Below are 13,254 nucleotides of genomic sequence, written 5' to 3'. Positions count from 1 at the left end.
TCAGCCGCCGGCGACCGCCGCCGTGGTGCGGCGCAGGTGGTCCAGGACGACCGGGTCGATCCGGCCGGGGACGATGCGCTCCTCCAGGTTCTCGACGCCGGCCCAGGCGTCGAGCGCCTCCTCCAGCCCGGCGGCGCCGACCGGGTGCCCGGCGGCGGCCAGCAGCGCCGCCACCTCGTCGGCGACCGGGCCGGTGAGGTCGAGCAGGGTGGCCGGGTCGGGCTTGCCGAAGAGCAGGGTGTGGATGTCGAGCAGCCGGCCCAGTTCGCCGACCGGGTCGCGGTGGTCGTCGACCCGCAGGTCGACCAGTTCGTCGCCGGTGCCGGCGTAGCCGCCGTGGCGCTGCACGACGAACAGGGCGGCGCTCTGCCGGCCCCGCCGGTCGCCGCCGGCCCGGTCGCCGGCGGCGAGGGCGGCCAGCAGCCGCTGCGGGAACGGCAGGTCCGCCCCGCCGAGCCAGGCGTCCCGGAGCGCGTCGATGACCTCGGGGCCGGCCAGGATGTTGCCCTGTGCGGCCCAGCCCTCGCCGGACTGGCCGCCCGCCCACGGGTGGCAGCGCGGCCCGGTCCAGGTGGCGCCGTCCCCGCGCGCGCCGACCACGCCGAGCTGCCGGTCGTCGCGGCCCGGGTCGGCCGCGATGAGGCCGGCCACCACGTCCGCCGCGGGAACCCCGGTGCGCAGCAGCGCCAGCCCCTGCGACCGGTACGCCAGGTTGGCGTGGGCCTGGCTGGCGAGCGCGCCGACCTCGGCCTCGGCGGCCGGAACGAGGGCCCCGGCGGCGAGGAACTTGCTGGCCACGGCGACGCCGTGCAGGAGGCCGTCGGCGGAACGGGCGACGATCGAGAAGGTCACCCGCGGATGGTAGCGCCGGGGCGGGCGGCGGCGGTGGCCCGCGACGGGGTGCGGTCAGAACGGCGGGGCAGCCGCCTCCGGTGGGCGGCCCCGGGCGCGGCGGGCGTCCGCCACCGCCACCCCCACCAGCACCAGTGGGGCGGCGATCGCCGCCACCAGCGGGGTGGCGACCGCCGCGGTCAGCGGCAGCACCGGCTTGAGCAGCGGCATGAGCAGCACCAGCACGAGGACGGCGACCCAGCGCGACGGGGACACCCGGCCGAACACCTCGTACTCGAAGCGGGCCCGCCCGAGCAGGAACAACGCCGGACCACCGAGGATCATGGCGAGCCAGCCGACCTGGTTGTGGCCGGTCGGGTGTTCGCTGACCAGCTCGTAGCCGATCGCGCTGGATACCACGCCGATCACCATCACCAGGTGGGTGTCGGCGGCGGAGCGGCCGATGGTGGCCGGGTGCGCGGCCCGGGTGACCGCCTCGCCCAGGATCCGCCCGGCCCGCTGCACGTAGATCCGCCAGTACAGCACCGAGGTGAGCAGCGCGGCGGCGAAAGCGGCGGTGCGGCTGGCGTCGTCCGGGGTCCGGCTGTACGCCAGCCCGGCGACCAGGATCGTCTCGCCGAGCGCGACCAGGAAGAACTGCTGGTAGCGCTCGGCCAGGTGCTCGCCGTGGATGTCCCACCGGGAGACGGTCGACCGGCCCAGCCCGGGCACCGGCCAGCCGAACCGCGACGCGAGGTACTCCAGCAGGAGCGCCAGCGCCCACAGCGTCACCCGCGAATCGGTGGGCAGCAGCGCGCCCGCAAGCCAGAGCACCCCGGTCAGGCTGAAGGTGATCAGCATGCGCAGCTTCAGCCGGCGGTGCTGGAGCCGGCGCAGCGTCAGCAGCAGGATCGCCGGCCGGCTCACCTGCGCCACCACGTACGCGGCGGCGAACGCCAGCCCGGTGGAGCTGAACGCCCGGGGAATGGCGACCCCCATCACCATGCTGCCCACCAGCGCGATGATCACGATCGTCTGCAGCGAGATGTGGTACGGGTCGTAGCGGCTGGTGGTCCAGGCGGTGCCCTGCCAGACCGCCCAGAGCGCGAGGAACAGCAGCAGCGTCTTGCCGCCCCCGGTCACCACCGTCCACGCGGTCTGCCCCCCTTCCAGCGCCAGGTCCTCGAAGGCACGGGCGGAGATCCGGGTCAGCGCGAAGACGAACACGAGGTCGAAGAAGAGCTCCAGGAACGTGGCGCGGTTCGGGCCGCCCTCCGGTCCGGCCAGGGCGGCCGGCTCCGGAGTCCTCACCGCCGCCTCCCGGTCCGCTCCACCTGGCAGTCGTAGCACTCTTTCCGGGCGTAGGGCGGCGTATCGCGCGTATCGCACTGGAGGCGCGGGATCTTGCTCCGGGCGGCGGCGACCGGGCACGATCGACAGGTGACGAATCGATGGGGCATGACGGTGCCGCTGGCCGGCGTCACCCTCGCCGACCACGCCGCGGTCTACGCGGCGCTCGACCGGGCCGGCTTCACCGACGTCTGGTCGTCGGAGGTCGCCGGCACCGACGCGTTCACGCCGCTGGCGCTCGCCGCCGCCTGGCAGCCACGGCTGCGGCTGGGCACCGCCATCGCCCCGGTGTTCACCCGGGGCCCCGGTCTGCTCGCCATGAGCGCCGCCGCCCTCGCCGAGGCCGCGCCGGGCCGCTTCGCGCTGGGCATCGGCGCCTCCTCGCCGGTGCTCGTCCGGGACTGGAACGCGGTCCCCTTCGACGAGCCGGTCAAGCGGACCCGCGACGTGCTGCGCTTCCTGCGGGCCGCGCTGCGCGGCGAGACCGTCGACGGGGCGTACGACACCTTCACGGTCCGGCGGTTCACCCTGGAACGGCCGCCGGCCGTGCCGCCGCCGGTGCTGCTGGCCGCGCTGCGCCCCGGCATGCTGCGGCTCGCCGCCGCCGAGGCCGACGGGGTGATCCTCAACTGGCTGGCCGCCGAGGACGTGCCGACCGCCCTGGCCGAGCTGGGCGAGCGCCGCCCCGGCTTCGAGGTCGCCGCCCGGATCTTCGTCTGCCCCACCGAGGACACCGCGTACGCCCGGGCGCTGGGCCGCCGGCTGATCACCGGCTACCTCACCGTGCCGGCGTACGCGGCGTTCCACCGCTGGCTGGGGCGCCACGACAGCCTCGGTCCCATGTGGGAGGCGTGGGCGGCCGGCGACCGGCGGGGCGCCTCGGCGGCGGTGCCGGACGAGGTGGTCGACGCGCTGGTCCTGCACGGCTCGCCCGAGGAGTGCGTCGCCGGGGTCCGCCGGTACGCCGACCGCGGCGTGGACGTGCCCGTGCTGGCGTTGCTGCCCACCCCCGAGCTGACCGCCGGCGGCGCGGCGGCCCTGGCCGGGCTGATCCCACGGCTCGGTGTCACCGGCGGAAAGGCGGGCTGAGATGAATCTGACCGACCGGGTTGCCGTGATCACCGGCGGGGCGGGCGGCATCGGAGCCGCGCTCGGCCGCCGGTTCGCCGCCGAGGGCGCCGCCGCCGTCGTCCTGGCCGACCTGGACGCCGACGCCGCGCGCGCGGTGGCCGAGGGCATCGGCCCGGTGGCGCACGGCGTCGGGCTCGACGTCACCGACGAGGCGCAGGTGCGGGCGCTCGTCGACGAGACCGAGCGCCGGTACGGCCGGATCGACCTGTTCTGCGCCAACGCCGGGGTTGCCACCGGCGGGGGAGTGGAGGCGCCCGACGCCGACTGGGAACGCGCCTGGCGGGTCAACGTGCTGGGGCACGTGCACAGCGCCCGGGCGGTGCTGCCGGCGATGCTCCGCCGCGGCCAGGGATACCTGCTGTTCACCTGCTCGGCGGCGGGCGTGCTGACCGCGGTGGGCGACGCCCCGTACACCGCGACGAAGCACGCGGCGGTCGGCCTCGCCGAGTGGCTCGCCATCACCTACCGGGACGACGGCGTCCGGGTCAGCGCGCTCTGCCCGCAGGGCGTGGACACCCCGATGCTCGCCGGTGGCCTGGCCGAGGGGCACCTGGGCGCCCGGGTGATCGCCGCCTCCGGCGCGGTGCTCACCCCCGACCATGTCGCCGACGCCACCATCGCCGGGCTGGCCGAGGAGCGGTTCCTCATCCTGCCGCACCCGGAGGTCGCCGGCTACGCCCGCCGCCGCGCCGAGGACCCCGACGGCTGGCAGGCCGGCCTGCGCAAGCTCGTCCGCAAGCTGCGCGCGGCGGATCAGTAGGAGCCGCCGCCGTCCCCGCCGCCACCGTGGCCGGCGGCGTCGCCGTAGACACTGTTCTCCAGGATCGCCGCGGAATGGCGGTCCACGGGGGCGCCGCCTCGCTCGAAGGTGTCCCGGTGCGCCCGCGGACCCGCCCGGCGCAGGTCGCGCGTCGCCTTCCGGGCCGCCGCCAACTGTTCCGCCCGGGTGGGCTCCCGACGGGTCCGGACGCGCCACCGCCACCCGGCGACGACCGCCACCCCGACGCCCACCACCGCCGGCACCACCCACATCACGACGGTCATGTCCTCACGCTAGGCGTCCCGCGCCAGCACGCCGCCCACGCCGCCGCCGTGACGGTGCCGGGTGGGGTCAGCGGCGCCAGCGCAGCGGGCCGGGGTGAACGGTCCACAGGAGGCGCCGCCAGCCGGGGCGGGCGGCGCGCAACGCCGCCACGTAGCCGGTGGCGAGCGCCGCCGCCCGCTCCGCCTGGCCCGTGGTGGCCGTGCCGGGGGCGAAGGCGACCTGGTTCAGCAGGCCGGCCAGCTCATCCACCGGGCCGCCGGGCAGGTCGGCGACCGGCTCCGCACCGCGCACCAGGCCCGGTACGTGCGGCGGTGGGGCAGGCGCCGGGGCGGCCTGCGCCTCGGCGAGGGCGCGGCGGGCCCGCTCGGCGACCTCGGCGGCGGACAGGTCCGCCCCCACCGGGTGACCGGCCAGCCGCAGCGCGTCGGTGAGTTCCCGCCAGGCTCCGGCGATCCGGCGCCCCGGGTCACCCTGCGCCAGCCGGGCCCGGGTCAGGTTCCGGCGCAACGCGGCCAGGACCAGCAGCAGCGCCCCGACCAGCAGCACCAGGCCGCCGACGCCCCCGCCGACCAGCACCGGCGTGCCCGGCCCGCCCGGCCCGCCGCGCCGGTCGGGGCCGGCCGCGGCCGGCGGGGTGGCGGTGGGTTCCACGGTCGGCGCGGGCACCTCGGACGGGGGCGGGTCCTCCGGCTTCGGCCGGAAGTCCTCCTCCACCGGGCGCGGCTGCTCGTCCGGGCGCGGCATCGGGTCGAACGGCACCCAGCCGACGCCCTCGAAGAGCACCTCCGGCCAGGCGTACGCGTCCGCGGCCCGGACCGGGCCGTCCGCCTTCGGTTCGAAGCCGACCACCACCCGGGTGGGCAGGCCGGCCAGCCGGCCCAGCACCGCGAACGACGCGGCGAACTGCTCGGAGGTGCCCCGCTGCCCGCCGCCGTTGCGCGGTCCGAAGAGGAAGAACGCCAGGTTCGGGTACGCGTGCCCGCTCGGCGCGTCCGCGGTCACCCGGTAGTGCTCGGCCAGGAAGTCGGCGATCGCGGTGGCCCGGGCGTACGGGGCGCCGTTCTCCTCGGCGAGCTGGGTGGCCAGCCGGCGCAGCTGCTCCGGCGCGCCGTCGGCGACCCGCAGCACCCGGGCCACCGCGTCACCGGCGGGCACGTTCGCGGTGCCGATCAGGTTCGCGTCCGGGCGCTCCCGGACCGAGGCGACCGTGTACCGCAGCCCCGGCGCCAGCCCCTCCGGCCGGATCAGCGTCCCGCTCGCCGGGTCGTACGCGACCCGCGCGCCGGTCACCTCGCGCGGGGTCGGCACGGCGGGCAGCAGCTTTCCGGTCAGGTCGGCCACGGTGATCTCCTGGCGCACCGGGTCGGTGGCGGCGCCCGGCGCCGGCTCGCCGGCCGGGAGGATGCGCCCCGCGTTGCGGTACGTCGCGCCCACCCGCCAGGTCACCCCGTCGTAGTCGCTGAGCACCGCCAGCCGGATCCGCGGCGGGCCCCCGTCCGCCGCGCCCGCCTCGGTCCGCACGTCGAGCAGCTTCTGGTCCGGGTTCAGCGCCCAGCCGGAGATCCGGATCAGCGGGTTCTCGTCCAGCGACTCCACCTGCGGCGGCTCGACGTAGCGGCGCGGGTCGACCGGGCGGGCGTCGACCTGGCCGGCCACCACCGGGGCGAGCAGCGCCGCGAGCGCCACCACCACCGCCACCCCGGCCGCGCTCGCCGCGAGCAGCCGCAGCCGCACCGCCGCACGGACCGCCGGGGCCAGGCCGGCGACCGGGTCGGCGGCGGCCGGGCCGGCCCGCCGGGCGGGCACCGCCAACCCGACGGCGGCGACCGCCGCGAACACCACCGTCGGCGCGAGCGCCGGGCCCGCGTTCGGCCCGACCACGTAGAGCGCGCCGCCGTAGAGCAGCACCGGCGGCAGGTAGCCGAGCAGCACCCGGCCGGCCCGCAGCGCCACCTCGGCGGCGGCAAGCCCGGTCAGCCAGGCCGCCACCACCGGGACCAGCACGGTGTCCGGTGCCGGCTCCACCGGGATCATCGCGGTGAGCAGCCGGGGGATCGCGTTGCGGGCCGCGTCCACCGCCACCTCGCCGAGGCCGCCCGGCAGCGCCGCGTGGCTGGCCGCCAGCCGCAGCGACAGCAGCGTCCAGCCGGCCAGCGCGGCCACCGACAACGGCGCCACCAACCACGACGGCAGCCGCCGGGCCGCCACGCTGACCAGCACCGAGCCGACCGCCGCGCCGGCCGTGAGGCGGGTCAGCAGCGGGTCCGCGTACACCCGGCCGAGCACCACACCGGCCAGGGCGATCATGACGATCAAGGCCAGCGGCACCGGCACGGCGCGCAGCACCCGCGCCGGGACGCCACCGGACCCGCCGTCCGGCCCGTCCGGCGCGTCGACCGCCGGGCGCGGCGGGGCCGCGGTCACCACCGGCGGATCCCGTCCCACTCGGCGGCGAACTCGGCGCCGTCGGCCGCGTCCACCACGACCAGGCCCGCCACGCCGGCCGCCGTCGGCTCCGGCGCCCCGAACATCCCCACCACCACCGAGGGGTACGCGCCGCGCAGCGCGCCGATGTGCCCCAGGTCGCCGCGGGCGCCCGGCCCGGTGAGGAAGACCAGGGTGTCGCCGAGCCGCTCCTGGCGCAGCCGGGTCAGCGCGGCCCGCAGCACGTCCTCCCCACCGTCGGCCAGGTCCGCCGCGGCGAGCCGGTCCAGCGGCCCGCGCGACAACTCCAGATCGGCGCGTCTGACGCCGCGCGACGACCTGAAGCCGTCGTGCGACACCTCCGGCTCGGCGCGTCTCACGCCGCGCCGGGACCTGGAGTCGTCGGCGGCGTCCGCCGGCTCTTCGGCGGGCGCGACGAGCAGCAGGCTCACCGGCAGGTCCTCCCGGATGGCGGCGGCGACCACCGACGCGGCCGCCTCGCAGCCCGACTCGAACGACTCGGCCACCCCGGCGTCCCGGTCCGGGTGGGCGGCCGCCCGGTTGTCCAGCACCACCACGAGCCGGGGCAGGCTGGTGTCCACGTTCTCCCGCACCATCAGCTCGCCCACCCGGGCGCTGGTCCGCCAGTGCACCCGGCGCAGCTCGTCACCCACCACGTACTCGCGCAGCGAGTCGAAGGTGATCGAGCCGTGCGGCACGCTGTCGGTCCGCCCGTCCAGGCTCCGGCCGGCGCCGGTCGGCACCGCCGACAGTGGATGGATGCGCGGGTGCACCCACACCGGCACCATGTCCCCGTACGAGCGCGCCAGCGCCACCAGGCCCAACGGATCGCGCCGCGTCACCCGCAGCGGACCGACCGGCACCACGCCCCGGCGCCGGGTCGGCACCGGGTAGCGCACCTCGGTGTCCCGGCCGGGACGCAGCCGCAGCACCGGCACCGGCACCAGCCGCCCGCCGCAGCGGTCCTCGGCCAGCAGGTTCGCCGCCCGCAGCCGGCCCGTGTTGCGCACCGTCAGCACCATGGCGGCCGGCTCACCCCGGGCCACCCGGTCCGGGTCGGCCACCCGCTCCACCGTCAACCGGGGGCGCCAGGCCGCGGTGACCAGGGCGTACCCGACCGCGACGCCGGCCGCCGCGCCCAGCACGGTCAGCTCCGGGTACGCGTACCGGAAGCCGACGCCGAGCAGCACGACGGCGGCCACGAGCAGCCCGACGCCGCGGGCGGTGATCCCCACCGCTCAACCGTGGACCGGGGCGGGCTGGCCCGACGGCAGCGGCACCGGCACCGAGGCGACCGCCTGACGCAGCACGTCGGCCGGGGTCACCCCGCGCACCTGCGCGTCCGGGGTGAGCAGCAGCCGGTGCGCGAAGACCGGCTCGACAAGCGTCTTCAGGTCCTCAGGCATGATCCAGCCCCGCCCGTCGATCAGCGCGTACGCGCACGCCGCCCGGGTCAGCGCGATCACGCCCCGGGGGCTGACCCCGACCCGCACCTGCGGGTGGGTGCGGGTCGCCGCGGCCAGCCGCACCGCGTACGCGTAGAGCGGCTCGGCGATGTGCACCCGCCGGGCCATCTTCACCATCTCCCCGACGGTGGCCGTGTCGGTGACCGCGGTGAGCGAGTCGGGGGAGCGCAGGGTGGCGCCCCGCAGCACCTCCACCTCGACCGCCTCGTCCGGGTAGCCGACGGACAGCTTCACCAGGAACCGGTCGAGCTGGGCCTCTGGCAGCCGGTAGGTGCCGTCCATCTCCACCGGGTTCTGGGTGGCCACCACAAGGAAGGGCTGCGGCACCGGGTGGCGTACGCCGTCCACGGTGACCGTGCGCTCCTCCATCACCTCCAGCAGCGCCGACTGGGTCTTCGGCGAGGCCCGGTTGATCTCGTCGGCGATCACGATGTTCGCGAAGACCGGCCCCGGGTGGAACTCGAAGCCCCGGGTGGCCTGGTTGAAGATGGTCACCCCGGACACGTCCGAGGGGAGCAGGTCCGGGGTGAACTGGATGCGCCGCCACTGCCCCTTGACCGTCGCCGCGACCGCCCGCGCCAGGGTCGTCTTGCCCACCCCCGGCACGTCCTCCAGCAGGACGTGCCCCTGGGCGAACAGGGCGGTCAGCGCCAGCCGGACCACCTGCGGCTTGCCCAGCACGACCGCGTTGACGTTCTCGGCCAGCCGGGCGGCCAGGGCGGCGAAGCCCTGCACCTCCGGCTGGGTGAGCGGTTCGTGGGTGTTCACGGGCGCGGTGCTCCTCGGTGCGGCGCGGTCAGCAGGTGGGCAGGAGGTTGATGTTGTCGCCACCCTCCAGGTTCAGCCAGGCCCACGGGATGTAGTCGCGGCCCCGGCTGTGGTCCACCCGGACCCACCAGGTGCTGCGCTTGTCGTTGTTGTAGATGTACGCGTAGACCTCTTCGCCCTGCTTCTTGCAGTACGCCTTGAGCCGGGCGCCGTTGGGCTCCCAGCCCGCCTGCTGGGCGTTGTCCTGCCGGGTCACCGAGAAGATCTCGTTGCCGTTGCGTTCCCCGGGAACGTCCCGGGTGCAGTAGGACGCCTCGGGGCCGGAGGAGCCGTTGCGGCAGGTCGCGATGCCGTAGAGCGCGTCCGTGCTCTGCGCCCGGGTCGCGGTGCCCGCGCCCGCCGCGTTGGTCGCCGTCACCGTCACCGTGTACGCCGTGCCCGGCGTCAGGCCGGTCACCCGAAGGCTGGAGCAGCTCCCGCTGGCGGTCTTGCCGCCCGTGGCGGCCGAGCAGGTGGCCCGGCCACCGCCCGCGTCCACGGTGAACGTCACCGTCACCGAGGTGGCGTCGGCCGACGAGCCGGTCACCGTGACCCGGGGCGCGGCCACCGTGCGCGCCGTGGTGCTGGCCTCCGCGCCCGGACCGGCCTCGTTGACCGCCTTCACCTTGACCGTGACGTTCTGCCCGTCCCCGAGCCCGCCGATCGTGGCCCGCACGTCGGTCACCTCGGTGGTCTTCCCGGCCGCCTCGACCAGGTACTTCGTCACCGGGCGGCCGTTGTCCACGGCCGGCGCCCACTGCACCGCGATGGTGCCCGGCTGGTCGGCCACCGTGGAGGCCCGCAGCTCGGTGGGCTCCTTCGGAACGGTGAACGGCACCACCGTGTTGCTCACCGGCGACGCCTTCGACCCGGCGCCCTTGTCGCTCACCGCGATCACCGTGAAGGCGTACTGCGTGCCGTACTCCAGCTGGCCGGCCGGGATGACCAGCTCGGTCTTGGGCGACTCGCCGGCCGGGGCGGTCGCGCCCGCCGAGCTGGCCGTCACCGCGTACTTCGTGACGGTGTTGCCCTGGCCGTTGGCCGCCGGCCACTTCACCAGCACCGTGCCGTCCGGCCGGGCCTCCGCGGTCACACTGGCCGGCGGGTCCGGCACGGCGGCGGTCGGCGTGACCGGGTTGCTCTTCCGCGCCGGCCCGTCGCCCTTGGCGTTCACCGCGTGCACCTCGAACGTGTACGTCTCGCCGTTGGTCAGCCCGGTGATCTCCAGGGCACGCTGGTTCGCGCCCACCTCGTGGCGCTGGCCGGCGCCCTCCACCACGTACCGGGTGATCTCGGCGCCGTTGGACGCGGCCGCCTGCCAGCTCACCCGCGCCGACGCGTTCCCCGCGGCGGCGGTCACCGCGCGCGGCGCGCCCGGCTTGCCCACCTTCGGCTTCTTCGGCGGGGGCGGCGGCGGGGCAACCGGCGGCGGGTCGCCGCCGAGCACGTCGTTGGCGTACTTGTTGACCTCGCGGACCTGGTTCCGGTCGTCCACGACCTGCGCCGTGGACGAGTTCGGCGGGTTGATGAAGAGGTGGTTCTCGCGGACCTCCAGCTCCATGGGCCCGGGCCGGCCGGAGCCCTTGATGGTGTCGACGAGCTGCCCGTTCGCGTCGAACGAGTAGACCGTGCCGGTGTTCTCGTCGGCGCAGTAGAACCGGCCCGCCCAGGCCACCGCCGGGCTCAGCCGCTCACCCGCACCCGGCACCGTGAACCGCTGCACCTCGTCGGTGTCGCGGACCACGTGCACCTTCCGCTCCCCGGCCACCGTGACCGGCACCTGCGGACCGCTGGTGCGCGCCGGCAGGCTGCCCGGGGCGGTCGTCGTGAGGTCGGCCCGCAGCGTCCGGCCGGCCCGCACGGTGACAAGCGACGTGGAGGTGCGGTCGAGCACCGCCACCCCCTCGTCCAGCGTGGACACCACCAGCTCGTGCGCGGGCTCCGCGACCTCGTACGTCTCGACCCGCTTCGGGCTGAGCCCGGCCGGCGGCGCGGCGCCCGGCGTGGCGGGCAGCTCGGCCGCCGTGACCGCCGAGACGGTGCCCTCGCTCGGCACGGCGACCCACAGCTTTCCGGCGCCGTCGAACGCCCCGCCGGTGATGCCCGGCGGGTAGCGCACCGGCTCGCCCACCGGCGTCAGCGACCGCGGGTCGAGCTGCCGGACGATGCCCTGCACCGCGTCCACGACGAACGCCGCGTCCTCGTGCAGCGCCACGCTCACCCCGAGACCCGGCGCGGTCGGCGTGGTCGCGGTGATCTGGAGGGTGGCCAGGTCCAGCGAGCTGACCTGACCGGTGTTCAGGTCGCGCAGGATCAGCAGCCGGTCGGTCTGGGCGACCTGCATCTGGTGCCGCCGCCCGCCGGGCACCTCCATCCGGGTGTCCACCCGGGCGGTGACCCCGTTGACCCGGGCCAACTCGCTGCGGCTGGTGCTCCACAACCACGAGGAGGCGTCGTAGTTGGCCACCGCGTTGTCGGCGGCGCCCAGCCCGAGCACGGTCAGCCCCATGGCGGCCAGCAGCGCGGCCACGGTGCCGATGGTCACCAGCCCGCCCCGCATCCGGGACCGGGGGCGGGCCGTCTCCGGCCCGGTGCTCGTGACGTCCTCGATGGTGGTCACTGGCGGCTGCCTCCCCGCGTCGGTGGGGGAGGGCGGCGCGCGCGGTCGACCCTCCCCAGAGCCGGGAGCCATCATAGGGGCCGGCCGGTGCCGGTGAAACCCGCACCGTCCCCCTGTGGACACCGAGCGTGTCGCCGGTGGCCGGTCAGTTGGGCGTCGTCCCGCCCTCCCGGTCGGTGCAGACCTGACCCGAGGTGGCGTACGTGTCCGTCGAATAGACGGCCAGCACCGTGAAGCAGTAGTCCAACTTCGGACTCAGCCCGTTCACCGTGTAGCGGGTCTGCCCCGCGTCCACCGTGGCCATCACGCCCAGCTTCTGCCCGGCCCGCCCGCCGGCCACCACGAACGGCACCCCGCCGCCCGTCGGATCGGTCCAGGTGACGGTGATCGTCGTGGTGTCGTCCTGCAACCGCAGGTCACCCGGGGGCGGCCCGCTCACCTTCGGCTTCGCGGCGGTCGGCGCCGGCGCGGGCGGCGGCGCCGGGTCCCGGTTGAGCAGCACGGCGCCCACGCCGACGGCGGCCGCCACCGCGACCACCACGGCACCGGCCACCACGGCAACCACCGTCCGGTTGCGGCCGCGCGGCTCCGGCTCCTCCGCCACCGGGTACGCGGCCGGCTGGTGGAACGCCGGCGGCACCGCCGGCCAGGCCCCCTGGGCCGGGTACGGCTCCGGGTCCGGCTGCTTCGACTCGGGGAACTCCAGCAACGCGTCGTAGACCGGCAGCGGCCGGCCCGCCTCGTCCTCGACCTCCGGGACCGGCTCCGGTTCCGCTGCCACGGGTGCGTCCACCACCGGCCCGGGACCCGGGTCGGCGGGCCGGTCGAGCGGCTGCGGCGGGGCAGCGCTGCTCCACGGCGGTGCGGTCATCCCCCAGGGGGGCACCGGCGAGGCGCTGACCGGCGCCGCCGCGGGCGGCCCGCTCACCGGCGGCGGGTAGCCGGTCGTCGGCGGCGCGCTCACCGGGTACCCGGGCGGCCCGCTGACGGGGTGAGCGGGCGGGCTGCTGACCGGGTACCCGGGCGGCCCGCTGACGGGGTGAGCGGGCGGGCCGGCGACGGGCTGGGGTGGCAGGAGCACTCCGTGGCCATGCGGCGTGGGGAGAACCGGGCCACTGGCGGGCGGACCGCTCGCCGGCGGTGGAACGGGTGCCCCGCTGACCGGTGGGTCGCTGACGGGCTGGGGTGCGAAGGGTGCGCCGCCGGCCGTTGGACCGTCGACGGGCCGCGGAGGGAAGGGGGGTCCGCTGGTCGGAGGACCGCTCACCGGTGAGGCGGGGGAGCGTCCGCCGCCATCGGGCGCGCCGCTGCCGGGCAACGGCGAGGCGGGCAGGCTGTTGACCGTCGAGGGCGGCAGGAACGCTCCGCCGCCCGACGTGGCCTGCACCGGCCGCGTGCCGGCAGCGAACCCGTCCATGGGCGGCTGACTGTCCCGCCCGGCACCGTCGGCTGGCAACCCGCTTGGTGGATTCGCCGTTCGCGCGTCGACGGGTGCGTGGGCGTTTGCGGCGGTGGGCGGCCCGCTGACCGGCGGCCCGCTGACGGGCGGTCCGCTGACG

General features: G+C 76.6%; 10 protein-coding genes. 2 read left to right on the top strand and 8 right to left on the bottom strand.

The genetic code is table 11. The annotated features are described in order from the left end of the window. Window positions 1-852: a DUF1028 domain-containing protein gene (locus tag NLX85_RS25995; RefSeq protein WP_254339353.1), complete on the bottom strand. Its 852-nt coding sequence runs from the start codon at window positions 850-852 to the stop codon at window positions 1-3. Window positions 853-906: 54 nt separating this feature from the next. Further along, window positions 907-2,142, bottom strand: a complete 1,236-nt coding sequence (locus tag NLX85_RS25990) for a low temperature requirement protein A (RefSeq protein ID WP_254339351.1) — start codon at window positions 2,140-2,142, stop codon at window positions 907-909. A 147-nt stretch (window positions 2,143-2,289) separates the two neighbouring features. On the opposite strand from NLX85_RS25990, the gene NLX85_RS25985 reads away from it, so the two are divergent. Together NLX85_RS25985 and NLX85_RS25980 are read left to right on the top strand one after the other, a co-directional pair. Next, entirely contained in the window at window positions 2,290-3,270 is a 981-nt protein-coding gene (locus NLX85_RS25985) for an LLM class F420-dependent oxidoreductase (protein WP_254339474.1), read from the top strand. Window position 3,271: 1 nt separating this feature from the next. Beyond that, entirely contained in the window at window positions 3,272-4,072 is an 801-nt protein-coding gene (locus NLX85_RS25980; RefSeq protein ID WP_254339349.1) for an SDR family oxidoreductase, read from the top strand. On the opposite strand, the gene NLX85_RS25975 is transcribed toward NLX85_RS25980, so the two are convergent. The 6 genes from NLX85_RS25975 to NLX85_RS25950 all read right to left on the bottom strand — a co-directional run bounded on the left by NLX85_RS25975 (window position 4,066) and on the right by NLX85_RS25950 (window position 12,623). Continuing rightward, window positions 4,066-4,356, bottom strand: coding sequence for a hypothetical protein (locus tag NLX85_RS25975; RefSeq protein WP_254339348.1), 291 nt, complete (start codon window positions 4,354-4,356; stop codon window positions 4,066-4,068). The two genes, NLX85_RS25980 and NLX85_RS25975, sit on opposite strands and share 7 nt — an antisense overlap. Before the next feature lie 67 nt (window positions 4,357-4,423). After that, complete coding sequence (locus NLX85_RS25970) at window positions 4,424-6,784, bottom strand: transglutaminaseTgpA domain-containing protein (RefSeq protein WP_374628426.1); 2,361 nt, start codon at window positions 6,782-6,784, stop codon at window positions 4,424-4,426. Further along, window positions 6,778-8,037: a DUF58 domain-containing protein gene (locus tag NLX85_RS25965; protein WP_254339347.1), complete on the bottom strand. Its 1,260-nt coding sequence runs from the start codon at window positions 8,035-8,037 to the stop codon at window positions 6,778-6,780. The genes NLX85_RS25970 and NLX85_RS25965 overlap by 7 nt, the downstream gene beginning before the upstream one ends. Window positions 8,038-8,040: 3 nt before the next feature. Beyond that, the gene (locus NLX85_RS25960) at window positions 8,041-9,036 is read right to left on the bottom strand and encodes a MoxR family ATPase (protein WP_254339346.1); all 996 of its coding nucleotides are present in this window, start codon (window positions 9,034-9,036) and stop codon (window positions 8,041-8,043) included. A 28-nt stretch (window positions 9,037-9,064) separates the two neighbouring features. Then, window positions 9,065-11,635 carry a fibronectin type III domain-containing protein gene (locus tag NLX85_RS25955; protein ID WP_254339466.1) on the bottom strand — a complete coding sequence of 857 codons (2,571 nt, stop codon included), beginning with the start codon at window positions 11,633-11,635 and terminating at the stop codon, window positions 9,065-9,067. 205 nt (window positions 11,636-11,840) lie between these two features. After that, window positions 11,841-12,623, bottom strand: coding sequence for a fibronectin type III domain-containing protein (locus tag NLX85_RS25950; RefSeq protein ID WP_254339345.1), 783 nt, complete (start codon window positions 12,621-12,623; stop codon window positions 11,841-11,843). Between the last annotated feature and the right edge of the window lie 631 nt (window positions 12,624-13,254).

It is taken from the genome of Micromonospora sp. A3M-1-15 (genome assembly GCF_024213425.1).
Classification (GTDB): domain Bacteria; phylum Actinomycetota; class Actinomycetes; order Mycobacteriales; family Micromonosporaceae; genus Micromonospora; species Micromonospora chersina.
Note: the sequence above shows the minus strand (reverse complement) of the source record. Positions and strands in the feature narration are given on the sequence as shown.